Raw genomic sequence first — 25,102 nt, forward strand, 5'->3', positions numbered from 1 at the left:
ACCCGCGCGGCGACGCCGGTTGCCCGCGGCAACGGACGTTGTCCGCGGCCGTTCGTGCTGATGGAATCGATCGCCGGACGGTGATGGGAGAGGGCGACATGCTGGAGACGGTGGGTCTCACGGCCGCCGAGGCCGAGGTGTACCGGCTGCTGCTCGACGCCGAGTCGGCCTCGGCCGAGGAGGTCTCCGGCCGTACCGGCCTCGGGCCCCCGGCGGTCGGGGCCCTGCTGCTCGCGCTGGAGGCCAAGGGGCTGGCGTACGCGGTGGAGGAGAGCCCCGGCGCGTACGCGGTCATCCCGCCGGAGGTGGCCCTCGTACCGCGGCTGCAGCGCCACGCGGAGGCCCTGGAGCAGGACCGGGCCGTCGTGCTCGGGCTGGTGGAGACCTACCGCCGCAGCGCGCGCTCCTGGGGGGCCGGGGAGGCGATCGAGGTCATCAGCGGCGCGGCCGCGCTGCGGCAGCGTCTGCGGCAGCTCCAGGACGGCGTCCGCCACGAGATGCTGTGGTTCTGCAAGGCCCGCCACGTGGCGATGCCCGCGGGGAGCAACCGGGAGGAGTACGACGCGCTGGGGCGGGGCGTGCTGTACCGGGTCCTGTACGAGCAGGCCTACTTCGACGACCCCGGCGCGGTGGACCACGTCGTCAGGGGGGTGCGCGCGGGCGAGGTCGCCCGGGCGGTGCCCCGGCTGCCCCTGCGGATGGCGGTGGCCGACCGGTCGCTGGCCGTCCTTCCGCTCTCCTCCGCCGGCACGCCGGCCGGTCCCCGGCAGCTGAAGACGGCGCTGGTGCGCGAGAGCAGCCTGCTGGAGGCGCTGATCGACCTGTTCCAGCACTACTGGGAGGTCGCCGCCCCGCTGCGGGTGACCGAGGAGGGGCAGATCGGGGGCGCGGCCCCGGCGGATCCCGCGGCTCCGGTCGCGGAGGACCGGCACCTGCTGTCCCTGATGGTCGCCGGGATGACCGACGAGGCGATAGCCGGGCAGCTCCGCGTCAGCAAGCGCACGGTCCAGCGGCGCATCCAGGGGCTGATGAACCTCGCGGGCGTCGCCACCCGCATGCAGCTGGGCTGGCACGCGGCGCGCCGCAACTGGCTCTGAGCGGAAGGCGGTCGGGGCCCGCCGGACGGATCCGGCGGGCCCCGCCATGCCGTTCGGCGGCTACTTGAGCAGGTAGGCCTTGATCACGGTCTCCCGGAAGGAGTTGCCCGCCGCGTCCTTGACGTGGGTGCGCAGGCTGACCGAGCCGCCCGAGAAGCGGCGCGGATGGTCCACGGTCACGGTGCGCTTCACCCCGGAGCCCTTGACCTTGGCCGGGTGCCAGGTCCTGCCCTCGTCGTAGGAGACCTCGGTGGTGAAGGTGCGGACGGGCGACTCGGCGGCGCCGACCGGACGCTGGACCAGGACCGGGATGTCGAAGCGGTGTCCTGCCTCGGCCCGGTTCCACTCGTCCAGCTCGGGCGACATGCGCACGGCCATCAGCGGCAGTGCCTGCCGAGTCGCCGTCGTCTGCGACCGGAACCGCCACTCGGACTTCAGGCGCGTGGAGATGGTGCTGGGGACGAGGTCGCGCTCCTGCTCGAGCGTCGCGACGTAGTCGGCGGGGGTGGCGTCGGCCGGCACCGTGGCGAAGCCCCGGTTCGTCGAGACGACCTCGCCGTTGCGCCGCAGCTCCCACTCGGGCCGGCTGCTGGACGTCGTTGCGGCCACCACGTCCAGGTTCCCGTTGGCGGCGTCCTGGATCGCGAACGTCATGGCGTCGCCCTCGCGGGAGGTGATCAGCCACTCGGGCGAGAAGCCCGAGGCCTGGACGCCCTGGTTCCAGCGCTCCTCGAAGGTTCCGGCCCGGTAGCTGTGCAGACGGCTGAGGAAGCTCTGCCCGTGGGCGTCCGGGTCGGTGAAGAAGTTCTGCTCGAAGACGCTCTGCCAGCGCAAGTCCGGGGAGGGCGAGAAGTAGTCGACGCGCCGGTGCGGGAGCGGGAGCCCGTCCATCCCGTGGACCCAGCGGAGCTTGCCGAGGTTCAGCCACACGCTGCGGTACGCGGTGGTGTCCGGCGCGGTCGCGGCGAGGGTGGAGCGCACCGTGGCCAACTCCGACGTGCGGGGGCGGTAGCCGGGGTCGGCCGGAATCTCCCCGCGCACCGGCCAGGTGAGGTAGTAGACCGAGGAGGGATTCCCGTCGGCCGCCGCGGGCTCCGTCCAGATGGTGCTGACCAGGTAGGTGAACGCCGAGTCCTTGGATCGCGTCGTCGGGACGGCGTACACGTTCTCGATGCGGTCGCCGCCGACCGCGTCGTTCACGGGGACGGAGAACAGGTTGCCGTCCAGGCCCATGGTGCCGACCTCGGCGTACGTGATGCGGGCCGAACGGCTCGGGGCGGACACCGCGACGGGCTTCGCCTTCCGGGCGTCGATGGCGACGTCCCGGTCGGCGCCCATCACGATCTTCGGCGCGCCGACCACGGTGGCCTCGGTGTACTCCGCGTCGAAGAGGAGACCGTTCACGGAGTAGGTCCTGCCGTCGCGCGGCACCCTCAGTTCGGTGCCGGACCTGCCGTGCAGCTCCACCTCGCGGACCTCGCCGTCGGCCGAGGTGACGAGCAGGTAGGCGTGGGCCGGGGCCTTGCCCGCACGGTCCTTCACCGCGAGCCGCAGGCTGTGCGAGGGCCGCTCGACGTCCATGCCGACCGGGACGCGCACAGAGACGGCCCGGTCTGCGCTCGACGCGATGACCACGCCGCTGTACGCCGCGTACGTCGTGGCGGCCTCCGGGGACGCCGTGACGGTGACGTCCGCGGTGCCGTGGGCGGGCACGGTGACCTGGTCGGCGCCGAGCCGGAACAGGCTCTGCGGCGCGGGCTTGCCCGCGTCGTGGGAGACGTTGAGCGACAGGCCGAGGGTGACCGGCGCGCTGCCCGGGTTGCGATAGGTGATCGTCTTCTGCACCGGCGGCCGCGGGCCGTCGTTCCAGCGGATCTGCCCGAAGTCCACTGCGGTGGTCCCGGCGGTGACCTGCTGGCCGACCGCACGGGCGACGTCGACCCGGCCCGCGCCCTGGAAGTAGGCGCCGCGCTCCTTGCCGGGCGCCGTCGACTGCATCAGCTGGCGCTTGACCTGCTCCGGCGTCCAGTCGGGGTGCTGCTGGAAGACGATGGCGGCGGCTCCGGCGACGTGCGGGGTGGCCATCGAGGTGCCGTCCATCGCGGTGTAGCCGTCCTCGGCGGTCGTACCGCCCGCCCGTGCGGCGACGACGCCGACGCCGGGGGCGACGAGGTCGGGCTTGAGGCCGAAGTCGCCCACCCGCGGGCCGATCGAGCTGAAGTGGGCGAGCTCGTCGTCGAGGTCGGTGGCGCCGACGGCCAGCGCGCGGTCGGCGGAGGCGGGGGAACCGACCTTGCCGGGACCGCTGTTGCCGGCCGCGGCCACGACCAGGACGCCGTGGTCGCGGGTGACGCTCTCGACCATGGCCTCGAGGGCGTCGGTCTCCGGGGTGTCGGTGTCGCCCAGGCTGAGGCTGATCACCTTGGCGCCGCGCTGGGCGGCCCAGGCCATGCCCTCGATGATGTCGGAGTTGTCGCAGTAGCCGCCCGCGTCGCAGACCTTGCCGGACAGGATCCGCGCACCGGGCGCGACACCTTTGAACCGGCCGTCGGAGGCCGCGCCGGAACCGGCGACGGTCGAGGTGACGTGGGTGCCGTGGCCGTTGCCGTCGTCGGTGCCGGCCTCGGCGGTGAAGTTGGCGGACTCCTCGATGAGGCCGCCCAGGTCCGGGTGGTTCGGGTCGTACCCGGTGTCGAGCACCGCGACCTTGACGCCCTCGCCCTTCCAGCCCTTCGCCCAGGCCTGGGGCGCTCCGATGTGCGGCACCGTCCGGTCGAGCTGCACCTTGGCGCGGCCGTCGAGCCAGACCCGCCGGATGCCCGCGCCGAAGGACGCGGTGCCCACCCGGGCGGGGGCGATGTCCTTCCAGAACCCGGCGGCGTCACCGCGGTCCTGGCCGAGGGTCGCGAAGGAGGTCCCGGGGATGGCGCGCACCCCGTCGCCGCCGGCCGCGGTGAGCCGGCGCTCGGCGGTGGCGGCGTCGCCCGCGTACTCGACGATGAGCGGCAGCCTCGACCGCTCGGCGTACTTCCCCCTGGCCAGGGCCGAGACGTTGAACAGCGCCTTGTCGAGGCGGTCCGCCGCGAGCAGGGGCAGCGCGTCGGCGGGTATGACCGACCAGTCGCCGCCGTTCTGGCGCTTGACGAAGGTGATGTGCTCCCGGCCCGCGGCCGGTTGGACCGAGACGCTGTGCCCGCCCGACGGGGCCGTCTCCAGCGTGACGCGGTCGCCGGTGATCAGGGTGATCTGGTGCCGGGCGGATCCGGTGGACCCGGCCGCCTCGCCCTGCACGGCCGTGTCGGCCCGCTCGGTGCCCTGGGCCGCGCCGGGGGTGGCGGTCAGACCCGCCAGCAGCGCTGCGAGGGCGGCGGCCGCCACATACTGCGGCCGGGGGGTTCCGACCCTCGGCCGCCACCTGTTGTTCATCTGTCTCATGGAGCGACAGCGTGGCCCGGCCACCGGCGCCGGTCAGCACTTTCCGGTGTCGGTCACAGGACAAGTCACCTTTGCGCCACGGCGCCTGAGCCGCCGGAAACCGGTACGGCGGTCGGGTCCGCGGACCCCGGACCCGGCCGTCAGGGCACTTCCGGGCGGGTCCGGCCGCGCACGCGGTGTCGCGATGTGGCGCGTTCGGCAGGACACTTGGGGGCGGGCGGCTACCGAGGGGGCCAGTGGTGACGAAGCAGACGCCGCAACGGCGTACGCAACTGAGCACGTCCGACCGCGCCGAGGTGTTACGGCTGCTGGAACGCGCCGTCGCCGGTGAGCCGCGGGGCGGCCGCTCCGGCGAGACCGAGGAGGCGCTGCGGCAGGCACGGGCGGCGGTCGACGAGTTGGCGGCCGAGGCGGCCGCCGAGTACGCCGCGTACACCGCCGCGCTGGCGGCGGAACGCGCGGGCCGCCGGTCGTCGCTGGTCACCCCGGCGCTGGTGACCGCGGTCGCCACCGTCGCGGCGTGCGTGGCGGACCTCGGCTGGGGCACCCCGACGTCCACGGCGCTGGGCGTGGGCGGCGTGGTGGCGCTCGCCGGGGCGGCCGTGACGGCCGCGCTGGCGACGGGCGGCGGCGGCTCGCGGCCGCAGGACCTGCGGCAGGCCTGGCTGGAGGCCGTGGAGCAGCGCGGCGTACGGCCGTTCCTGGAACGCAGGCGCGCCGCACCGGCCCCCGCGAAGGTGCCGGCGCAGCGCCGCACCGACCGCAGCGCCGCCGCGCGGGGGCGCAGCGTCCTGGAGCAGTCCTTCGCCCAGTTGCCCGCCATCGAGGGGCCGTTCGCCGGCCGCCGGGACCCGCTGCGGCAGATCGCCCAGTGGGTGCACCAGGCGCGGGTCTCCCCCGCCTCGGAGCCCGTCGTGGTCGTCCTGCACGGCCAGGCCGGTTCGGGGCGCACCACGCTCGCGGTGCGCGCCGCCCAGCAGCTCAGGGACCAGTTCCGCGGCGCCTGCGTCGTCGACCTGCGCGGCGCCGCGCCCGGGGAGCGCCCGCTGCCCGTACGGGACGCGCTGCTGCACCTGCTCAACCGGCTCGGCGCGCCCCGCGAACAGCTCCTGTTCCGCGAGCGCACCTCCCAGGAGCAGCATCTGCGGCGCCTGGCCGACCAGTACCAGAAGCACCTCACCGACGTGCCCGTCGTCATCGTCCTCGACGATGCCGCCGGGCCAGAGCAGGTCCGCGCCCTGGTCCCGGAACGCTCCGACAGCCTCGTCCTCGTCACGTCGGCGGAACCGCTCGACCTCGACGTACCGGCGGCCCGCGTCTACGCGCTGCCGGTGGACCCGCTCGGAGCGGAGGCCTCGCTGGAGCTGCTGGCCGGGCTCACGCCCGGAGCCGTCGCCGCGGACGACGCCGGTCCCGCCGACGCCGTACGGCGGCTGTGCGGCGGCCTGCCGCTCGCGCTGCGCATCGCGGGCAGTTCGCTGCCCGACCGGGGCGCGGAGCAGCTGGCGGCCGATCTGGCGGCGTACGGGCCGGTGGGCCCGGTCGACCGGGCGCTGGCCCTGCGCTACCACGACCAGCCCGAGCCGGCCCGCCGGCTGCTGCGGCGGCTGGCGCTCGCCGGGCGGACCAGCCTCGGCGCGGCGGCCGCCGCGGCCCTGCTGGGGGCGGAGGAGCAGGAGGCGGCCCGGCGGCTGGGCGAACTGGCCGGGGCCGGTCTCATCGAGCACGTGCGCGGCAGCCGCTACCGGCTGCACGACCTCGTACGGCGCTTCGCGCACGCGCGCCTGCTCGACGAGGAGGAACCGGCCGAGCGGGCGGCCGCCCAGGAGCGGCTGATCCGCAGCTACGCCGAGCTGGCGGACGCGGTCATCCGGCTGGTCGACGGCCGGACCTCGACCCGCGCGGACCGCTTCGGCCCGCAGGGCTTCCCCTCGCTGGACCAGGCGCTGCGCTGGCTGGACGAGGAGTCGAGCTTCATCACCGCGGCGCTGCGGCACTCCGACGGCGTCGACCAGCGCGTGGTGCAGCACCTGCTCGGCGCGCTGTGCGACTACTGCCTGCTCCGCGGCGACCTGTACCGGCTGGGCGAGATCGGCGAGCTGGCCCAGGCGCACCAGCGGGAGGCGGACCAGTCGGTGCTGGTCCGCTCGGTGCAGTGGCGCACCGGCATCGCCGCGCGGCAGCTCGGCGAGCTGGACAAGGCCCGCTCCACGCTGTCGTCGGTGGTCGATCTGTACTTCGAGGCACAGCACCCGGCGGGCGCCGCCCGTGCCCTGTGCAGCCTGGGCATCACCCTGCACCAGCAGGGCAGCCTGCGGGAGGCGGAGGTCAAGCTGCGGGAGGCGCTGGAGCTGCAGTCCGGCGACGAACTGCGGGCCGACCGGGCCTGGACGCAGCACGCGCTGGCGGCGGTGCTGCGCGACGCCGGCCGGCTGGCGGAGGCGCACGCGCTGCTGACCGAGTCGCTGACGCTGCACCGGGAGGGCGAGAGCGTGCACGGCGAGGCCTGGGCGCACCTGCAACTGGGCCAGCTGCTGCTGCGGCTCGGCGACGCCGAGCGCGGCGAGACGGAGCTGCGCACCGCGGGCGAGTGCTACGCCGCGACCCGCGACCCCCGCGGCGAGGCCTGGACCGCCACCCAGCTCGGCCGGGCCCGTCTGCTGCGCGGGGACGCCGGCGCCGCCCAGCACCTGCTGCGCGACGCCCTGGCCCGCCACCGCGCGAACGAGGACGCCCGCGGCGAGGCGTGGTCGCTGTACTACCTCGGCCAGGCGCTGGAGGAGGGCGGTGAGCTGGACGCGGCCCTGCGGGCCCTGGAGCGCTCCCGGACCATGTTCAGCCGCATGCGGGACGTCTACGGGCTGGCCTGCGCCCGCCACCACTCCGCCCGGGTCACCCGCGACCAGCGCGCGGCCCTCACCGGCAACCTGCGCAACAGCGGCTTCGCCCGCCAGCTCCTGCAGGACGCCCGCGCCGACTTCCACCGCGTCGGGGTGCCGCACGGCGAGGGCTGGTCCTGTGTGGAGCTCGCCGTCATAGACGCCGGCAACGGCCGGGTCCCGGCGGCCCTGGAACTGGTCCGGGAGGCGGAGCGGCTCTTCGCCGGCATGGACGACCGGCGCGGCCTGGCGTGGGCGCGGTTCCTGCAGTGCACGCTGCTGCCGCTGCTCTCGCGCGAGGGCGCCGCCGAGGCCCGTGAGCGGCTCGCCCGGCTGACCGGCGACGTGCACGAGGGGCGCGACCTCGACCTGCAGGAGTACGCGGAGGCCTACGCCCTGCTGCTGGAGCGCGGTGTGGAGCCGGGCACGCCGTGGGAGGCCTGGCGGCTGGGCATGGTGCCGTCACGGGGCGCCCGCATGGTGATGGCCGTGCCGGTGGACCGGGCGGTGGAGGGCTGAGGGCCCGGCCCAGCGTGTCACCGGCCGCGCGGCGTCCCACGGGCGACAATCGCGACGGGGACCGACCGCGAGAGGACGAACCATGGACCGGCTGCCCGCTGAGCTCCAGCCCATCCGCGACCGGGAGCTTGCGCTGCCGCGCGAGGCCAGCATCTACCACGAGAGCCCGGTGCGGCACACGATCACCTTCGCGTGGGAGGCACCGGACGGCGCCGACGACGGCCTCGCCGTGATCGTCTCCAGCGGCATGCTCCCCGTCCCCGCCGTCGGCGGGCACATCGCCGTGCACGACCACGACGTTCGGGTGGTCGCGGTGCGGACCTCGTACACCCGCTCCGGCGACGAGGGCGTCCCGCTGCTCTTCACACGGGTCACGGTCGCCGCGTCGCGGTGAGCGCGCCGCCGCACCCCCTCCCGGGCGGGAGGGGGTGCGGCGGTGTGCCCGTCCTCAGCCCTTGCGGCTGCCCGGGCCCTCGGAGCCGGAGGCGGCGGAGGCGGCTTCGGCCCGCTCCGGCCGCGTCTCCGACCGCTCCGTGGGCTGCGGCTGCTCCTCGAAGTCGATCTTCTTGAACTGCTTGTTCATGTTCTTCATCAGCCACCACAGGGAGAAGCCGATGAGGGCGAAGATGACGAAGCCGAGGAGACCGGGCGTCACCTTGTTCTCGTCCAGGTCCTTGGCGGCCAGGGGGACGAGCTGGGCTGCGGCCGTGCCGAATGTCGCGTTCACGCGCTCAATTCTCCCGGATGCCCGCGAAGAGGTCGTCCTCGGGGAGGGAGGTGTCCACCCGGGACTGCGCGAGCTCGTAGTCCTCGGTGGGCCAGACCTCCTTCTGGAGCTCCATCGGGACGTGGAACCAGGAGCCGTCGGGGTCGATCTGGGTGGCGTGCGCGAGCAGCGCCTTGTCCCGGATCTCGAAGAAGTCCGCGCACGGCACGTGGGTGGTGATGTTGCGCTCCGGCCGGTCGGCGGTCTGCCAGCGCTCCAGCCACTCGCCGTAGGGGGACTCCAGCCCGCGGGCGAGCAGCGCCTCGTGCAGGGCGACGGTCCGCTGCCGGTTGAAGCCCTGGTTGTAGTAGAGCTTCAGCGGCGTCCACGGCTCGCCGGCCTCGGGGTAGCGCTCCGGGTCGCCCGCGGCGTCGAAGGCGACCACCGAGATCTTGTAGGTCATGATGTGGTCGGGGTGCGGGTAGCCGCCGTTCTCGTCGTACGTGGTGATCACGTGCGGGCGGAACTCGCGGATGAGCTTCACCAGGGTGCCCGCGGCCTCGTCGACGTCCTGGAGGGCGAAGCAGCCCTCGGGCAGCGGGGGCAGCGGGTCGCCCTCGGGGAGCCCGGAGTCGACGTAGCCGAGCCAGGACTGCCGGACGCCGAGGATCTCGCGCGCCTCGTCCATCTCCTTGGCGCGGACCTCGTGGATGTGCTCCTCGATGTACTTGTCGCCCTGCAGTTTGGGGTTGAGCACGGAACCGCGCTCGCCACCGGTGCAGGTGGCGACCAGGACGTCGACGCCCTCGGAGACGTACCTGGCCATGGTGGCCGCGCCCTTGCTGGACTCGTCGTCGGGGTGTGCGTGCACGGCCATCAGTCGCAGCTGCTCGGTCAAGGTCGGTCCTCAGTCATGGGTCGTAAGTAGCGGCTTCTATAGTGACCGAAGCGAGGGGCTGTTTGATTCCAAGGCGGGATTCCCCGGGCCCCGGGAGGACTGGATGATGAGCGCGGAGCGCGACGGACTGCCCGAGGGACGGTACGGGCGGGGTGCCGGCGCCGACGCGCGCGCGGACCGCAGGCTGCGGCTGGTCGGCTCGGTGCTCGGTGTCGTCCTGCTGCTGTTCGTCGGCTGGATCGGCTGGGACAAGCTCACCGGCAGCGAGGTCAGCGCCGAGATGATCAAGTTCAAGGTCATCACCGACCAGGAGGTCCAGGCCCACATCGAGGTGCGCAAGGACGCCGGGGTCACGGCGGTGTGCACCCTGCGTTCGCTCGCCGAGGACCACGGCGAGGTCGGCCGTAAGGACGTTCGCCTCAATCAGCACACCAGTCGCATCGACACCGTCGTCAGCATTCGCACCACGAGTCGCGGCACTTCCGTGGAACTGGTCGGCTGCCAACCCGCCGACTGATCCGACCTGCCCGGCCATTCGCCCCGTGACCTGGGTCTATGGGGTCCTGATGATTTCCCTCTCGCCCTTTGTCGGGGGGAATTGTTACGCTCGTGGTTTCGCCCTCCCGCGAAGACGCATCTTTCTGGGTAGGGCGTTCATTTGTAAGCAAGCGAGTTCGAGTACCGACGAGGAGCACCTGTGACCCAGACCAGCGAGAACGTCACCTGGCTGACCCAGGAGGCGTACGACCAGCTCAAGGCCGAGCTGGAGCATCTGTCGGGTCCCGCACGCGCCGAGATCGTCGCCAAGATCGAGGAAGCCCGCCAGGAAGGCGATCTCAAGGAGAACGCCGGCTACCACGCGGCGCGCGAGGACCAGGGCAAGCTGGAGCTCCGGATCCGCCAGCTGACGCAGCTCCTGCAGCACGCCAAGGTGGGCGAGGCCCCGGCGGACAACGGCGTGGTGGCGCCCGGCATGGTCGTGACGATCGCCTTCGACGGCGACCCGGACGACACCCTGAAGTTCCTGCTCGGCTCGCGTGAGTACGTCTCCTCCGAGCTGGAGACCTACTCCCCGCAGTCCCCGCTCGGCGCGGGTGTGAACGGCAAGAAGATCGGCGAGGACGCTTCGTACGAGCTCCCCAACGGCCGGAAGGCCTCGGTGAGGATCCTCGACGCCAAGCCGCACAGCGGCTGACGCCGCCCCCTGAACGCGAACGAGCCCCCGGCCTCACGGCCGGGGGCTCGTCGCGTGCCGCGGGCGTGCGCCCGCGGGCCGGGGATCAGGCGGTCGCCGAGCGGTACTTGCGCACCGCGAGGGTGCGGAAGACCAGGATGATCACGATCGACCACAGCACCGAGGCGAGCGCCGGGTGCTGCATCGGCCAGACGTCCGGCGTCTGGTAGCCGGGCGGGAGGTTGCCGAACAGCTCCCGGCAGGCCAGCACGGTGGCGCTGAACGGGTTCCACTCGGCGATGTGCCGCAGCCAGGGGGTCATCTGGTTGGAGTCCACGAAGGCGTTCGAGATGAACGTCAGCGGGAACAGCCAGATCAGACCGCCCGAGGTGGCCGCCTCAGGGGTACGGACGGACAGGCCGATCAGGGCGCCGATCCAGGAGAAGGCGTAGCCGAGCAGGAGCAGCAGGCCGAACGCCGCGAGCGCCTTGGGCAGGCCCTCGTGGACGCGCCAGCCGACGAGCACGGCGACGATCGCGAGCACCACGACCGTGAGGGCCGTCTGCACCAGGTCCGCCAGCGTGCGGCCGGTGAGCACCGCGCCGCGGGCCATGGGCAGCGACCGGAAGCGGTCGATGAGGCCCTTGTGCATGTCGTCCGCGATGCCCGCGCCGGCGCCCGCGGTGGCGAAGGTCACGGTCTGGGCGAAGATGCCCGCCATCAGGAACTCGCGGTAGAGCGCGGGGCTGGTGGAGCCGCCGACGTTCATGGAGCCGCCGAAGACGTAGCTGAACAGCACCACGAACATGATCGGCTGCACGAGGCCGAAGATCACGACCTCGGGGATGCGCAGCATGCGGATCAGATTGCGCCGGGCGACCACCAGCGAGTCGCGTACGGACTGCACGATCGGGTTGGAGGTGCGCGGCGCGCTGGTGGAGACCGCGTCGGTCACCGTGGTCACTGGGACTCCTCTTCCTTCTCCTCGGCGGCGTGGCCGGTGAGGGACATGAACACGTCGTCGAGCGTGGGCCGGCGCAGACCGATGTCGTCGATCTCGATGCCGCGGGTGTCGAGCTCGCGGATGACCTCGGCGAGCAGCTTGGCGCCGCCCGAGACGGGGACGGTGATCCGCCGGGTGTGGTTGTCCACGGCGGTCTCGCCCTTGCCGAAGCCGCCCAGCACCTCGGTGGCGGTCACCAGGTGGTCGCGGTCGTGGACGACGACCTCGACGCGCTCGCCGCCGGTACGGGCCTTCAGCTCGTCCGAGGTGCCGCGGGCGATGACCTTGCCGTGGTCGATCACGCAGATGTCGTGGGCGAGGTGGTCGGCCTCCTCCAGGTACTGCGTGGTGAGCAGCAGCGTGGTGCCGCCGGCGACCAGGTCCTGGATGACCTCCCACAGCGCGAGGCGGTTGCGGGGGTCGAGGCCGGTGGTCGGCTCGTCCATGAACATCACCGGCGGCCTGACGACCAGCGCGGCGGCCAGGTCGAGCCGGCGCCGCATGCCGCCGGAGTAGGTCTTGGCCGTGCGGTCGGCGGCCTCGGCGAGGTTGAAGCGCTCGAGCAGCTCCGCCGCACGGGCCTTCGCGTCCCGGGCGCTCATCTGGTAGAGCTGGCCGACCATCTGCAGGTTCTCGCGGCCGGTGAGGTACTCGTCGACCGCCGCGAACTGGCCGGACAGGCCGATCTGCCGGCGCACCTCGTTGGGGTGCTTCAGCACGTCTATGCCGGCCACGACCGCCTTGCCGCTGTCGGGCTGCAGCAGGGTGGTCAGGACGCGCACGGCGGTCGTCTTCCCGGCCCCGTTGGGGCCGAGGAGGCCCAGGACGGTCCCCTCAGGGACGTCGAGGTCCACTCCGTCCAGTGCCCGTACGTCGCCGAAGGTCTTCACCAGACCTTCGGCATGGATGGCGCCTGGCATGCGATGTCTCCGATTCGGGGCTTGGGGTGCATGGGGACTGTGGGGTGCGGCACACGGCCACGCCGCAGCGCACCACGATGTGTCGCGAGCATCCCAGACGCGATATATCGCGTCAAGCGGATTTATTCGCGCCCGCCCTCACGCGCCGTCCCGCGTCCACGACACCCGACTCCACCATGCCGCACGCCACTGACAATCCGGCCGGAACGGCCTCAGAGCAGCACGTACCCCGCCGTCCGCAGCGCCTCCGCCACGGCCGCCCGGTGCTCGGGGCCGCGGGTCTCCAGGTGCAGCTCCACCTCGGCCTCCGTCAGCCCCAACCGAGGATCCGTGCGGACGTGCGCGATGTCCAGCACGTTTGCGTCACTCGCGGAAAGGATCTCCAGCAGTGCCGCCAGGGCCCCCGGCCGGTCCGTGAGCCGCAGCCGGAAGGACATGTAGCGCCCGGCGGCCGCCATGCCGTGCCGCAGGGTGCGCTCCATCAGCAGCGGGTCGATGTTGCCGCCGGACAGCACGGCCACCACCGGCCCGTCGAAGGACTCCGGCCGCGACAGCAGCGCCGCCACCGGGCTCGCCCCGGCCGGCTCGACCACCAGCTTCGCCCGCTCCAGGCACAGCAGCAGCGCGGCGGACAGCTCGTCCTCGGTGACCGTGCGCACCTCGTCCACCAGATCGCGGACGATGGAGAACGGCACCTCCCCCGGGCAGCCCACCTTGATCCCGTCCGCCATGGTCGCCACCGAGCCCAGCGCCACCGGCCGCCCCGCCGCCAGCGACGGCGGGTACGCGGCCGCGCCCGCCGCCTGCACCCCGACGACCCGCACCTCCGGACGCACCGACTTCACCGCCACCGCCACACCGGCCGCGAGCCCGCCGCCGCCCATCCCCACGACGATCGTGCGCACCTCCGGGCACTGGTCCAGGATCTCCAGACCCACCGTGCCCTGCCCGGCGACGATGTCCGCGTGGTCGAAGGGGTGGATGAAGACCGCGCCCGTCTCCCGGGCGTACTCCTCGGCGGCGCGCAGCGTCTCGTCGAAGACGTGCCCGTGCAACCGCACCTCGGCCCCGTAGTCGCGGGTCGCCGCGACCTTCGGCAGCGGGGCGCCGGACGGCATGAAGACGGTGGAGCGCACCCCGAGCAGCGAGGCGGCCAGCGCCACGCCCTGCGCGTGGTTGCCGGCACTCGCCGCGACCACGCCCGCCGCGCGCTCCTCCTGCCGCAGACCGGCGATCCGCACATAGGCGCCGCGCACCTTGAACGAGCCCGTGCGCTGCAGGTTCTCGCACTTCAGGTGCACCGGCGTGGCCACCAGACGGGACAGCTGCCGGCTGCCCTCCATGGGCGTCACACGGGCCACGCCGGACAGCATCTTGTGCGCGCCGCGCACATCGTCGATGGTGACCGGACACGGCCGCGCGGCCACCGCCGCGCGGGTCGTGCGACGGGCCTGACTTGCGGGGCTTTCCATGGTCCCCAGTCTTGCAGCAGCGGCAGGCGCCCGGACCGACCGAGGAGTTTTCCGCGGCGGGGTCCCGGGATGACGCTCTCCGCGTACTCTTCTCCCAACCTTCGCAGGACCGACAGAACGCGAGCTTCCGGCCATGCCCATTCCCCCCTCGGAGATCACGACCGACCTCCTGGAGCGCCTGCAGCACGAGGTGGCGCTCTTCGCCCGCCGCGCGGAACAGACGCGCCTCGGTGGCGTCGGCAAGGCCCGCAACTCCATGGACCGGGCCGCGTACCTGCTGCTCCACCGCCTGGACAACGAGGGCCCGATGGGCGTGAAGGCGCTCGCGGAGGGCATGGGCATCGACTCCTCCACCGTCACACGCCAGGTCGCCCCGCTCGTCGACAGCGGACTCGTCAAGCGCACCTCCCACCCCGAGGACGGGCGGGCGGTCGTGCTCGCACTCTCCCCGCGCGGTCGTTCGCGCCTGGAGGAGGTCCGCAGCTCGCGGCAGCGACTCATGGAGGTCGTGACCGAGGACTGGACACCCGAGGAGCGCGAGTCCTTCACCGACCTCCTCGGCCGGTTCAACTCCGCGCTGGCGCAGTACCACTCGTCCGTCACACAGGGAGACGAGCAGAACTCTTGACCTGAGGTCGCCGTCTGCCGTCCCATGGCGCTGTGGGAGAGCGCCGGGAGGCAGCGGAGCGCCTGCGCGAAGCCGAGTTCGAGGCCTTCGCGGCAGGCGCGGCAGGGCGGTTGCTGCACGTCGCCGCCCTGCTCACGGGGGACAGGACCGAGGGCACCGAGCTGCTCTGCGCCGCCCTGTCGCGCACCTACGCCGACTGGTTCCGGATGCGCGGCGAGGACCCGTACGCCTTCACCCGCGCCGAGATCGTCCGCCGCTTCGCCCAGCGGCCCTGGTGGCGGCGCCCCCGCGGCGGGGTGCTCGGGACGCTCAACGTGCGCGAGCGGCTGGTGATCGTGCTGCGGCTGTACGAGGGCATCGCCGAGGAACAGGCCGCCGCGCAGCTCGGCATGCCCTCGGAACGCGTACGGACGATCACCCTGCGGGCCACCGCGGTCCTGCGCAGCCGGCCCGCGCGCAGCGGGACGGCGGCCCGGGTGCGGGAGGCCGCGTCGTGAGCCCGTACGACCGCAAGGAGGACGAGGTCCGCCGGCTGCTCGACGGGCCGCACCCCGGCGTCCCCGTGGACCTCGCCCCGCGCGCCGCGGAACGCGGCCGCCGCGTCCTGGCCCGGCGCCGCGTGCTGCACGCCGTGCTGTGGACGCTGCTCGTCGTGGGGGTCGTCGTCGCGCTCGTCCTCGCGGTGGTGTGGTGGCCGGGGGCGGAACCGCTCGACACGACCCCTGGCGGGTGGTGACCGGGTCCGGGGTACGTCGTGGTTGCGGTCCGTTGTCGTGTACGGGTGCGGGCGGCTGCGCCGGGCCGCCCGGTGGGTGTGTGCGGGTGCGTTGCGCCTGCGGCGGGGTGCCCCGGGCTGCCCGGTTGTTGGGTGCGGGTTGTTTGCGCCTGCGATCCGGGTGCCCCAGGCCGCCCGGTTGTCGTGTGCGGGTTGTTTGCGCCTGCGGCGGGCTGTCTCCCGCCCTCCCGCCCGTTTGCCCGGCGCGGTCAGTGCGGGCCTGCGCTCAGTTGTGTTGGGGTCGGGGCCGCGCCGGCGCACGTCCTCAACGCTCGCGGTTTACCCCAACATCATTCCGCGCCGGGTCCGCCGCTCGTCGTTTCCGGGCGCACCCCGCCACACCCCCTCCGGTCGTATGGGCGCATGACGGCCGGAGAGGGGTGAGAAGGCGGTCCGGGGTTGCCGCACGTGCCTTGCTGAACCTCTACCGGCTGTCAGGTGCCTCGTGGGGGAACCTGCCAGCTGATCACGGAGGCGGGCCCGAGCGCCCCGAAAGCCCCCGGTCCGATCCCTGAGCGGGTGCCGGGAGTCCTCTCAGCGGTCCGTTGCTGCGGGAGTCGTACTTGTCGGTGCGGGGGGACTGAACCTCGTTGCAGGGTCGGCCTCGGCGCTCGTCGCGACGCAGGCAAGCCCAGCAGGCCACCAACTGCCCGCAGGAGGTGCCCCCGGCCACCGGTGCGTGCACCCTTGCTCGGCCTGCGGCCGGGGGACCCCCCGCTGGGGCAGTTCCCAGCGGTGCGGGGAGGGGCGCCCCCCATCACCCCCCTCCGGCCGTCATGCGCTCACACGACGGGAGGGGGTGTGGCGGGGTGCGCCCGGAAGCGACGAGCGGTGATACCGGTACCGAACGATGTCCGGGTAAACCGCGAGCGCTGAGGACGTGCGCCGGCGCGGCCCCGACCCCAACCCAACGTGCGGGACCCGCACTGACCGCGCCGGGCAATCGGGCGGGAGGGCGGGGACAGCCCGCCGCAGGCGCAAACAACCCGCACACAACATCCGGGCCGCAACCACGACGCACACGGGGAACCGGGCGCTACGCGCCAAGCGCCTGGCGGAGGTCCTCCAAAAGGTCGTCGACGGACTCAATGCCCACCGACAGCCGCACCAGATCGGCCGGCACCTCGAGCGCGGAGCCCGCGACCGAGGCATGCGTCATGCGGCCCGGGTGCTCGATGAGGGACTCGACGCCGCCCAGGGACTCGCCCAGCGTGAACAGCCGCGCCCGGTTGCAGACCTCGACGGCCGCCTCCTCGCCGCCCGCGACGCGGAAGGAGACCATGCCGCCGAACCGCTTCATCTGCTTGGCCGCGATGTCGTGCCCCGCGTGCTCGGGCAGCCCCGGGTAGAAGACCTGGGTGACCTTCGGGTGCAGCGACAGCAATTCCGCGACCCGGGCCGCGTTGTCGCTGTGCCGGTCCATGCGGACCGCGAGCGTCTTGATGCCCCGCATCACCAGCCACGCGTCGAAGGGGCCGGCGACGGCGCCCATCGCGTTCTGGTGGTACGCCAGTTCCTCGCCGAGGCCCGCTTCGGCAGCGACCAGCGCGCCGCCGACGACGTCCGAGTGCCCGCCCATGTACTTGGTGGTGGAGTGCACGACGACGTCGGCGCCCAGCGCCAGCGGCTGCTGCAGGTAGGGGCTGGCGAAGGTGTTGTCCACGACGAGCCGCGCGTCCGCGCCGCGCGCGATGTCCGCGAGGGCCGCGATGTCGGTGATCCCGAGCAGCGGGTTGCTGGGCGTCTCGACCCAGATCATCCGGGTCTCGGGCCGCAGCGCGGCCCGGACGGCCGCCGGGTCGGAGGTGTCGGCGACCGACCACCGCACGCCCCAGCGCTCGACGACCTTCGCGAAGAGCCGGAAGGTGCCGCCGTAGGCGTCGTTGGGGATGACGACGTGGTCGCCGGGCTTCAGGACCGTGCGCAGCAGGCAGTCCTCGGCGGCCAGGCCGGACGCGAACGCCAGGCCGCGGCGGCCGCCCTCGAGCGCCGCGAGGTTCTCCTCCAGCGCGGTGCGGGTCGGGTTGGCGGAGCGGCTGTACTCGTAGCCGCCGCGCAGGCCGCCGACCCCGTCCTGCTTGTACGTGGAAACCTGGTAGATCGGCGTGACCACGGCCCCGGTCTGGGCGTCGGCCGGCTGACCCGCGTGGATCGCGAGGGTCTCGAAGTTCTGGTGCTGCTGCTCGCTCATACCGCCGAGCGTAGTGCGCGCCGCGGGCCGGGACGTGCCTGCCGGGCCCGCGTAGGCTTGTCCATCATGGAATTCCTGTGGGTGCTGTACGGCGTTCTGCTGATCTCCGCGATCGTGCTGGTGCCCCGCATGCTGCGCGGTCGCGGCGTGCGGGCCGTCGCCGCGGTCGATCCCGCCCGGTACGGCTTCGTGCCCCGGGAGGAGATCGACATCCGGCTGCCGGGGCCCGACGAGGAGCTGACGCAGGCGCTGACCGTGACCCAGCGCACGCAGGACTGGCGCGCGGTCGCCGCCCTCCTCAAGGGCACCCCGGCCGAGGGCGAGCTCCGCTGGCAGCGGGTGCAGACCCTGGCGGGCGCCGCGGCGGTCGAGCTGGCCCAGTCCCCCGGCACGGGCGGCGCGTGGCTGCGCACCTGGCGGGTCGAGGACGCCAAGGACGCCGGCGGGGCGGCCGTCCACGCGGCGTTCCTGGTGCAGCGGGCCCGGCGCGAGCCGGCCGGCTCCCCGGACGTGCGGATGATCCTGGAGGAGGCCCGCACGGTCGCCGACGAGGCCGCGCTGCTCGCGCCGGGCGACCCCGTGCCGTACATCGTGGCGCTCGCCGCCGACGGGGACTTCGCCGCCGCCTGGGAGAAGATCACCGCCCGCGCCCCGCACCACATGGGCGCCCACCTGACGGCCCTCGCCCGGCTCCCGGAGGACGCCGCACGCGACTTCGCCGAGCGGGCGGCCTCCTCCGCACCCGAGGGAAGCCTGCTGCCGGCGCTGCCGCTCTTCGAGGTCTTCGCGCATCTGCCGGACGTCATCCTGGTGCGCAGCTTCTACGAGAGCGAGGTCGTCTCCCGCGCCATCGGCGGCGCCCTCTACGCCACCGAGCACGCCTCCCCCTCCGACTCGGTGCTGCCCGTGGTGCGGCACCTGCTGGCGGCGTTCCTGCTGCGCGCGGAGCGCTTCACGGAGGCGGTCGAGCAGTTCCGCGCCGTCGACGGCTACGCGGGCGCGGCCCCGTGGGCGTACGACGCCGACCCCGCCGCCTCGTACACCGCACACCGGGCGCAGGCGCTCGCGGGGCTGGAGTGGGACTCCGTGCGGGGGCGCGCCCGTTGACGCCGCGCCTGCCCTCCCGTGAGGAGGCGATACCGGGCCGGCCCGCACCCCTGTACTCGGTGCCCGTCCGGCACACCGTGCTCGGCCGGCCCCTCACCGGCCCCTACCCGGCCGACCTGGAGGTCGCCGACTTCGCACTGGGCTGCTTCTGGGGCGCCGAGCGGGTCTTCTGGCGGACGCCGGGCGTGTGGACGACGCTGGTCGGCTACGAGGGCGGGTACACGGAGAACCCGACGTACGAGGAGGTCTGCAGCGGCCTCACCGGCCACGCCGAGGCCGTGCGCGTCGTCTTCGACCCGGCGCTGATCACGTACGCGGAACTGCTGAAGGTGTTCTGGGAGGCCCACGACCCCACCCAGGGCCACCGCCAGGGCAACGACATCGGCACGCAGTACCGCTCCGCGGTCTACACCCACTCCCCCGAGCAGCACGCCACCGCCCTCGCCTCCCGCGAGGCCTACCAGTCCGCCCTGCGCGCCACCGGCCACGGCACCATCACCACGGCGGTCGTCCCCGCGGGCCCCTTCCACCCCGCCGAGGCGTACCACCAGCAGTACCTGGACAAGAACCCCGGCGGCTACTGCGGCATCGAGGGCACGGGCGTCTCCTGCCCGGTCGGCATCCCGAAGCCCGATGCCTGACCCCCTCCCGCAGGCCGCGACGGCGACGCTGAACGCGCTGCTCGCCGGTCCCGATCCGGTGCGCAGCGCCCTGCGCGCCCAGATACCCCACGCTCGAGTGACGGGCCGGTGCGGTGGAACCCGGCTGCAGACGCCTGGTACGCCGTACCGGACGATGCCGGGGTGACGGCGTTCACCGACGGTGGCCATCTCTCACGTCTGGAGATCCACTCGGCATCCGAGCCGGTCACCGCGTGGCCGGAGCCTCACTTCCTGAAGCGCTGACGCGGCACGGCTGTTCAACGCTCCGCTCCCTTGCCGCATGGGATCCGTGCGGGGGGCCGGGAAAATTCGATTGCCTCCGGCAGGCCGATACGCGCTAATACGGCGCATGGCCGATATCCAGGGGACGTACGACGAGCTGTTCTCCGCGGTGCCGAACGCGCTGGCGGGGCTGCTGGACGAGGGGGACGCGGGCGGTTCCGTCGCGGTCTTCGTGGACGGCGAGCCGGTGGTGGACGTCTGGGGCGGGTTCGCCGACGCGGGCCGGACGGTGCCGTGGGAGCGGGACACGATCACCGGGGTCTGGTCCGTCACCAAGACGATGACCGCGCTGTGCGCGCTGGTCCTGGCCGACCGCGGCGATCTCGATCCGGACGCGCCGGTCGCCCGCTACTGGCCGGAGTTCGCCGCGTCGGGCAAGGAGAAGGTGCTGGTGCGGCACCTGCTCTCGCACACCGCGGGCCTGCCCGACTGGGACGGGCCGATCGACGAGCTCTACGACTGGCAGGCCGCCACGGCGCGTCTGGCCGCGCCGGCCCCGCAGTGGGAACCGGGGAGTGCGGCCGGGTACCACTCGCTCACCCAGGGGTATCTCGTGGGCGAGGTCGTACGGCGCATCACCGGGCGGAGCGTGGGCGAGTTCTTCGCCGGGGAGGTGGCCGGGCCGCTGGGCGCCGACTTCCACATCGGGCTGCCGGCCGAGCACGACCACCGCGTGGCGCTCGCCGTCCCCCCGCCGTCCCGGGACGAGGACTACGCCGCGAGCGCGCCCGGGGCCGACGCGTCCTCCACGTCCGGCACCGCCGTGCGGCTACGGGACGGGAACAGCGTGGCCTGGCGTCGCGCGCAGATCCCCGCGGCGAGCGGCTTCGGCAACGCGCGCTCGGTCGCCCTCGTGCAGTCCGCGGTGGCCTGCGGCGGAACGGTGCGCGGGGTGCGGCTGCTGTCGCGGGCGGGCTGCGACCGGGCGCGCGAGGAGCAGTTCAGCGGTGAGGACCGCCGCCTGGGCATGCCGGTCCGCTGGGGGCTGGGCTACGGGCTGTTCGGCGACTCCCTCGGGTGGGGCGGTTGGGGCGGCTCGCTCGTCATGGCCGACCCCGAGGCCCGCATGGCGGTGGCGTACGTGACCAACCAGATGCGCGAGCCCGCGGAGGACACCCGGGGCCTGGAACTCGTGATGGCCGCCTACGACGGGCTCCCGGGACTGCGGGCGGTCGAGGGCTGACAGGCCGTCAGGCGGACGGCGCCGGGCCGCTGCTCGCGCGCACCGTGAGTTCGGGGCCGAGGAGGCGGACCTCCTCCGTCGGGCTGCCGCCCAGCTTGGCGATGACGAGTTCGACCGCGTGCCGGCCCATCTGCTGCGCGGGTATGGCGACCGAGGTGAGCTGGGGGGTGGCCTGGGTGGCCACCTGGTCGGGGCAGACGGCGACGACGGAGACGTCCTCGGGCACCGCGCGCCCCTGCTGGCGCAGGAGCGCGAGCAGGGGGACGATGGCCGACTCGTTCTGGACGACGAGCGCGGTGGTGTCCGGCCGTTCCTCGAAGATGCGGGCGAGGGTGCCCGCGGTGGACTCGTAACCGCCCTCGCAGGGGCGGTGGATGAGCCGGAGGCCGCGGGCGGCGGCGCGGGAGCGCAGACCCTGGAGGGTGCGTTCGGCGAAGCCGGTGTGGCGCTGGTAGACCGCGGCGGCCTCGCCGACGACGGCGACGGAGCGGTGGCCGAGGTCGGCGAGGTGGTCGGCGCAGAGCGCGCCGGTGGCGGCGAAGTCGAGGTCGACGCAGGTGAGTCCGGCGGTGTCGGCGGGCAGTCCGACGAGCACGGCGGGCCGGTCCCCGGCGCGCAGCAGCGGGATGCGCTCGTCCTCCAGCTCGACGTCCATGAGGATCATCGCGTCGGCGAGCCCGCTGGCCGCGACCCGGCGGACCGCGGTGGGGCCCTCCTCGCCGGTGAGCAGGAGTACGTCGTGGCCGTGCTGACGGGCCGTCGTGGCGACGGCCATCGCGATCTCCATCATGACGGGCACGTACATGTCTGTACGGAGCGGCACCATGAGGGCGATGATGTTCGAGCGGCTGCTCGCCAGCGCCCGCGCACCGGCGTGCGGGTGGTAGCCGAGTTCCTGGATGCTCCGTTCGACCCGCCGGCGCGTGCCCTCGGAGATCGACCGCTTGCCGCTCAGGACGTACGAGACGGTGCTGGCGGAGACCCCGGCGTGGCGGGCTACCTCGGCGAGTGTGGCCATCCGGATCTCGTCTCCCCCGAAAGTGTCGAAGCGCTTCGACACTGAAGCTACCGGGACCTCGATATCCCTGTCCAGACATGTGTCGAAGCGCTTCGACAAACACCGCCCGGGGACCGTCCGTCTCTTGCGCCGTCCCGCCGGGCGGGATAGGAAGCGGACCATGAATGCCACGCTCGGCGCGATGATCACCGCCGTCGTCGGTGTGCTCGGCACCCTGTTCGCGCCCGTGCTCGCCCAGCGCGGCGACGACCGGCGGCGCCTGGCGGAGGCCGCCGAGGCGGACCGGCTGCGCCGGTTCGGGGAACGGCGGACGGCGTACACGGCGATGAACCGGGCCTCGCGGCAGTTCCACACGCTGCTCAAGGACGCCCTGCACCGGATCAGGGACGGGGTCTACACCGCCGAGGAGCGGGACCTGGTCGAGGAGTCCCGCCGCGACTACCGGGACCGGTACGCCGAGGCGCAGATGATCGTCCCGGAACGCGTCCTGGCCGCCTCGCGGGACGTCAACCGGGTCCTGGCGGCGGCGGACGCCGCGGCCAAGCGCCTCGACCGCGGCCTCGCCGCGGACGGCGAGAGCGCGCGGACCGCGCTGGAGGCCCTGAGGGACGCCGAGCCGCTGCTGCGGACGATGCAGCGCCTGATGCGCGAGGACCTGGGCGTCACGGACTGAACGCCGGGCGGCCCCCGGCGACATGCGCCGGGGGCCGCGATCCGCGGGCGCAGCGCTCTCAGGCCGCGGGGGTCCGCTCGGTGACGGTGACCCGGCCCTTCTTGATGGTGGCGACCCGGGTCGCACGCCGGGCGATGGCCGAGTCGTGGGTGACCATGACGAAGGTCAGCCCGTACTCCTTCCACAGCCCGTCCAGCAGGGCGAGGATCTCGTCGCGGGTGCCCTCGTCGAGGGCTCCGGTGGGCTCGTCCGCGAGCAGCACCTTGGGGCGCTTCACCAGTGCCCGGGCGATCGCCACGCGCTGCTGCTGACCGCCCGACAACTCACCCGGCAGGTGGTGCAGTCGGTCGCCGAGGCCGACGGAGGCGAGGGCCTCGGCGGCGCGGGTACGGCGTTCGGAGGCCCTGACGCCCAGCGGGACGAGGGCGGTCTCGACGTTCTCCTGGGCGGTCAGGGTCGGGATCAGGTTGAAGCTCTGGAAGATGATGCCGATGTTCTGCGATCTGACCTTGGTCAGCCGTGCCTCGCTCAGCCGGGCCAGGTCGGTGCCGTCCAGCTCCACCGAGCCCTCGGTCGGGCGGTCCAGGCCCCCGAGCATCTGCAGCAGCGTCGACTTGCCGCCGCCGGTCGGGCCCTGGATGACGAGCTGGTCGCCGTCCTCGATCACGAGGTCGACGCCGCGCAGCGCGTCCACGGTGTCCTTGCCGCGCGAGTAGCGCTTGGTCACGCCGCTCAGCTTGTACATGAGGTGACTCCTGAAGTCCTGAAGGGAAGGGCGGGGGCCGCGCCACGCCGGGGGAAGGTGCGGAACGCGGCGGAACGCGGCCCCGGTCTCTGGGGGCGGGTGCGGGCTACTCGACGCGGCGCAGCGCGTCCGCGGGACGCAGCCGCGAGGCCCGCCAGCCGCCGAAGGTCCCGGCGACCAGGCCGCCGGCGACCGCCAGGACCACCGCCAGGACGATGGTGTTGACGCTGACCGGCGCCTGGAGGGCGATCTCGACGGCGTCACCGGCCGCGCGCCGGGCGGGACCGCCGAAGCCACCGGGGCCGCCGAGGCCGCCCGCCCCGCCGCCACCGCTCCCGCCGCCACCGACGGTGGCGTCCAGCGTGGGGCTGATCGTCGTGATGAGGTAGGCGCAGCCGAGGCCCAGGGCGATGCCCAGGGCACCGCCGATCAGACCGTTGACGACCGCCTCGCCCATGACCTGGCGGGTCACCCGGCCGCTCTTCCAGCCCAGCGCCTTGAGGGTGCCGAACTCACGCACCCGGCGGGAGACCGCGGAGGAGGTCAGCAACCCCGCGACGAGGAAGGCGGCGATCAGGACGGCGATGGACAGCCACTTGCCGACGTTGGTCGCCAGGTTCGAGGCCGTGGACAGCGAACCGGAGACGGTCGAGGCCAGGTCGGAGGAGGTGGTGACCGTCGTGCCGGAGACGTTCTTCTGGATAGCGGACTTGACGGAGCCGATCTTCTGGGAGTCGCTCGCCTGGACGTAGATCGTGGTGACCTTGTCCTTGGCGTCCGCGAGCGTCTGCGCCCGCTGGAGCGGGATGTAGACGTTGGCGGAGGAGGAGCCGCTGTCGGCGGTCGCGATGCCGATGATCTCGAACTTGGTGCCGGAGATCGTGAGCGTCTTGCCGACGGTCAGCTTCTTCTGCTTCGCGTACGCGCTGTCGAGCACGGCGACCTTGGCGTTGTCCTGCGCGCTGGTGAAGGTCTTCCCCGAGGTGATCTTCGACGAGGTCAGCGGGCCGAGGCCGGGGTGCGCGACGTCCGTGCCGAAGACGGTGAAGTTGTTGATGTCGAAGTTGGCACCGCCGCCCCGCACCGAGCCCTGCGGCTGGCCGCCGCCGCGCTGCCGGTTGCCGCCGCCCGGCGCCTGCTGGAACTCGCCGCGCTGGAACTGGCCGTTGACCTTGATGACGACCAGGCTGAGCCCGCCGACCGCGTCCTTGACCCCGCTCTGCTCGGAGACCTGGTCGACGACCGAGGACTTCAGCGACTGGAAGCCCTGCACCATGACGCGGTCGCTGCTCTGCTCCTTCTCGTCTCCGCGCGCGTCGAACTGGAAGCGCGGCCGGTCCGCGGAGGACGAGTCGGGGTCGGCGGCCTTGGTGACGGTCATGTCGGTGCCCAGGCCGTACAGCGACTCCAGCACCTTGCCCTGGGCCTGCGTCATGCCGGCCGACACCGAGTTGACGGTGATCACCAGGGCGATGCCCAGTGCGAGGCCCATCGCGATGACGAGCGCCGCTTTTCTGCGGCGTCGGAGTTCGCGCCGGAGGTATGTGAAGAACATGCGATTCCTCGCCGAGTAAGGAAAACGGGAAGCGGGAGGGAGGCGGTGCCTGTCTCTCCACTGCGGCGACCGTAGGAACGAGCCGTGATGGGAGCCTGAGCGGCCGATGAGAGCCGCATGAGAAACCCCTCCGCCGGGACCCCGCGGCCGCTGCAGTACCTTGCCCTGGACCGGCCGTAC

General features: G+C 73.3%; 22 protein-coding genes. 12 read left to right on the forward strand and 10 right to left on the reverse strand.

Annotated elements, in window-relative coordinates:
* Positions 1-98: 98 nt before the first annotated feature.
* Positions 99-1,097: a helix-turn-helix domain-containing protein gene (locus CHF15_RS15110; protein WP_089224451.1), complete on the forward strand. Its 999-nt coding sequence runs from the start codon at positions 99-101 to the stop codon at positions 1,095-1,097.
* Between the two features lie 60 nt (positions 1,098-1,157).
* Here CHF15_RS15110 and CHF15_RS15115 read toward each other — a convergent pair whose 3' ends face one another.
* On the reverse strand, positions 1,158-4,532 hold the full coding sequence (locus CHF15_RS15115) for a S8 family peptidase (RefSeq protein WP_089224288.1): 3,375 nt from the start codon (positions 4,530-4,532) through the stop codon (positions 1,158-1,160).
* Between the two features lie 272 nt (positions 4,533-4,804).
* Between CHF15_RS15115 and CHF15_RS15120 the strand changes: the two genes are divergently transcribed.
* Positions 4,805-7,930 (forward strand): tetratricopeptide repeat protein, encoded by a 3,126-nt coding sequence (locus tag CHF15_RS15120; protein WP_179279811.1) that lies wholly within the window; start codon positions 4,805-4,807, stop codon positions 7,928-7,930.
* An 82-nt stretch (positions 7,931-8,012) separates the two neighbouring features.
* Positions 8,013-8,324 carry a hypothetical protein gene (locus CHF15_RS15125; RefSeq protein ID WP_089224290.1) on the forward strand — a complete coding sequence of 104 codons (312 nt, stop codon included), beginning with the start codon at positions 8,013-8,015 and terminating at the stop codon, positions 8,322-8,324.
* 54 nt (positions 8,325-8,378) lie between these two features.
* Here CHF15_RS15125 and CHF15_RS15130 read toward each other — a convergent pair whose 3' ends face one another.
* Together CHF15_RS15130 and mca are read right to left on the reverse strand one after the other, a co-directional pair.
* Positions 8,379-8,657: a hypothetical protein gene (locus CHF15_RS15130; protein ID WP_179279796.1), complete on the reverse strand. Its 279-nt coding sequence runs from the start codon at positions 8,655-8,657 to the stop codon at positions 8,379-8,381.
* Between the two features lie 4 nt (positions 8,658-8,661).
* Entirely contained in the window at positions 8,662-9,534 is an 873-nt protein-coding gene (gene mca, locus CHF15_RS15135) for a mycothiol conjugate amidase Mca (protein WP_089224292.1), read from the reverse strand.
* Positions 9,535-9,640: 106 nt separating this feature from the next.
* Here mca and CHF15_RS15140 point away from each other — a divergent pair, with 106 nt between their 5' ends.
* Together CHF15_RS15140 and greA are read left to right on the forward strand one after the other, a co-directional pair.
* On the forward strand, positions 9,641-10,051 hold the full coding sequence (locus CHF15_RS15140; protein ID WP_089224452.1) for a DUF4307 domain-containing protein: 411 nt from the start codon (positions 9,641-9,643) through the stop codon (positions 10,049-10,051).
* Positions 10,052-10,231: 180 nt separating this feature from the next.
* Positions 10,232-10,729, forward strand: a complete 498-nt coding sequence (gene greA / locus CHF15_RS15145; protein ID WP_089224293.1) for a transcription elongation factor GreA — start codon at positions 10,232-10,234, stop codon at positions 10,727-10,729.
* An 85-nt stretch (positions 10,730-10,814) separates the two neighbouring features.
* On the opposite strand, the gene CHF15_RS15150 is transcribed toward greA, so the two are convergent.
* From CHF15_RS15150 to ilvA, 3 genes are all read right to left on the reverse strand, one after another.
* On the reverse strand, positions 10,815-11,672 hold the full coding sequence (locus CHF15_RS15150; RefSeq protein ID WP_089224294.1) for an ABC transporter permease: 858 nt from the start codon (positions 11,670-11,672) through the stop codon (positions 10,815-10,817).
* A complete protein-coding gene (locus CHF15_RS15155; RefSeq protein WP_089224295.1) occupies positions 11,669-12,631 on the reverse strand; it encodes an ATP-binding cassette domain-containing protein in 963 nt (320 codons plus the stop codon). The genes CHF15_RS15150 and CHF15_RS15155 overlap by 4 nt, the downstream gene beginning before the upstream one ends.
* 212 nt (positions 12,632-12,843) lie before the next feature.
* On the reverse strand, positions 12,844-14,004 hold the full coding sequence (gene ilvA / locus CHF15_RS15160; protein WP_245938858.1) for a threonine ammonia-lyase: 1,161 nt from the start codon (positions 14,002-14,004) through the stop codon (positions 12,844-12,846).
* Between the two features lie 232 nt (positions 14,005-14,236).
* Between ilvA and CHF15_RS15165 the strand changes: the two genes are divergently transcribed.
* Genes CHF15_RS15165 through CHF15_RS45700 form a run of 3 tightly spaced genes read left to right on the forward strand, consistent with a single transcriptional unit; the run spans position 14,237 to position 15,467 of the window.
* Positions 14,237-14,731, forward strand: a complete 495-nt coding sequence (locus tag CHF15_RS15165) for a MarR family winged helix-turn-helix transcriptional regulator (RefSeq protein ID WP_089224297.1) — start codon at positions 14,237-14,239, stop codon at positions 14,729-14,731.
* A 32-nt stretch (positions 14,732-14,763) separates the two neighbouring features.
* On the forward strand, positions 14,764-15,228 hold the full coding sequence (locus tag CHF15_RS45695; RefSeq protein WP_245938833.1) for a sigma factor-like helix-turn-helix DNA-binding protein: 465 nt from the start codon (positions 14,764-14,766) through the stop codon (positions 15,226-15,228).
* Positions 15,225-15,467 carry a hypothetical protein gene (locus tag CHF15_RS45700; protein WP_245938834.1) on the forward strand — a complete coding sequence of 81 codons (243 nt, stop codon included), beginning with the start codon at positions 15,225-15,227 and terminating at the stop codon, positions 15,465-15,467. Before CHF15_RS45695 ends, CHF15_RS45700 begins: the two co-directional genes overlap by 4 nt.
* A gap of 1,075 nt (positions 15,468-16,542) precedes the next feature.
* Here the strand turns inward: CHF15_RS45700 and CHF15_RS15175 are convergent.
* Positions 16,543-17,697, reverse strand: coding sequence for a cystathionine gamma-synthase (locus tag CHF15_RS15175; RefSeq protein ID WP_089224298.1), 1,155 nt, complete (start codon positions 17,695-17,697; stop codon positions 16,543-16,545).
* Between the two features lie 66 nt (positions 17,698-17,763).
* Here CHF15_RS15175 and CHF15_RS15180 point away from each other — a divergent pair, with 66 nt between their 5' ends.
* The 3 genes from CHF15_RS15180 to CHF15_RS15190 all read left to right on the forward strand — a co-directional run bounded on the left by CHF15_RS15180 (position 17,764) and on the right by CHF15_RS15190 (position 20,931).
* Positions 17,764-18,804: a hypothetical protein gene (locus CHF15_RS15180; protein ID WP_089224299.1), complete on the forward strand. Its 1,041-nt coding sequence runs from the start codon at positions 17,764-17,766 to the stop codon at positions 18,802-18,804.
* Positions 18,801-19,445: a peptide-methionine (S)-S-oxide reductase MsrA gene (gene msrA / locus CHF15_RS15185; protein WP_179279798.1), complete on the forward strand. Its 645-nt coding sequence runs from the start codon at positions 18,801-18,803 to the stop codon at positions 19,443-19,445. The genes CHF15_RS15180 and msrA overlap by 4 nt, the downstream gene beginning before the upstream one ends.
* 370 nt (positions 19,446-19,815) lie before the next feature.
* Positions 19,816-20,931, forward strand: a complete 1,116-nt coding sequence (locus tag CHF15_RS15190) for a serine hydrolase domain-containing protein (protein ID WP_089224301.1) — start codon at positions 19,816-19,818, stop codon at positions 20,929-20,931.
* A gap of 7 nt (positions 20,932-20,938) precedes the next feature.
* On the opposite strand, the gene CHF15_RS15195 is transcribed toward CHF15_RS15190, so the two are convergent.
* Complete coding sequence (locus CHF15_RS15195; protein WP_089224453.1) at positions 20,939-21,949, reverse strand: LacI family DNA-binding transcriptional regulator; 1,011 nt, start codon at positions 21,947-21,949, stop codon at positions 20,939-20,941.
* Positions 21,950-22,109: 160 nt separating this feature from the next.
* On the opposite strand from CHF15_RS15195, the gene CHF15_RS15200 reads away from it, so the two are divergent.
* A complete protein-coding gene (locus CHF15_RS15200) occupies positions 22,110-22,622 on the forward strand; it encodes a hypothetical protein (RefSeq protein WP_089224302.1) in 513 nt (170 codons plus the stop codon).
* A gap of 58 nt (positions 22,623-22,680) precedes the next feature.
* On the opposite strand, the gene CHF15_RS15205 is transcribed toward CHF15_RS15200, so the two are convergent.
* Together CHF15_RS15205 and CHF15_RS15210 are read right to left on the reverse strand one after the other, a co-directional pair.
* On the reverse strand, positions 22,681-23,367 hold the full coding sequence (locus CHF15_RS15205) for an ABC transporter ATP-binding protein (RefSeq protein WP_089224303.1): 687 nt from the start codon (positions 23,365-23,367) through the stop codon (positions 22,681-22,683).
* A gap of 106 nt (positions 23,368-23,473) precedes the next feature.
* On the reverse strand, positions 23,474-24,922 hold the full coding sequence (locus tag CHF15_RS15210) for an ABC transporter permease (RefSeq protein ID WP_089224304.1): 1,449 nt from the start codon (positions 24,920-24,922) through the stop codon (positions 23,474-23,476).
* Positions 24,923-25,102: the final 180 nt, after the last annotated feature.

The sequence above is a fragment of the Actinacidiphila glaucinigra genome, assembly GCF_900188405.1.
Classification (GTDB): domain Bacteria; phylum Actinomycetota; class Actinomycetes; order Streptomycetales; family Streptomycetaceae; genus Actinacidiphila; species Actinacidiphila glaucinigra.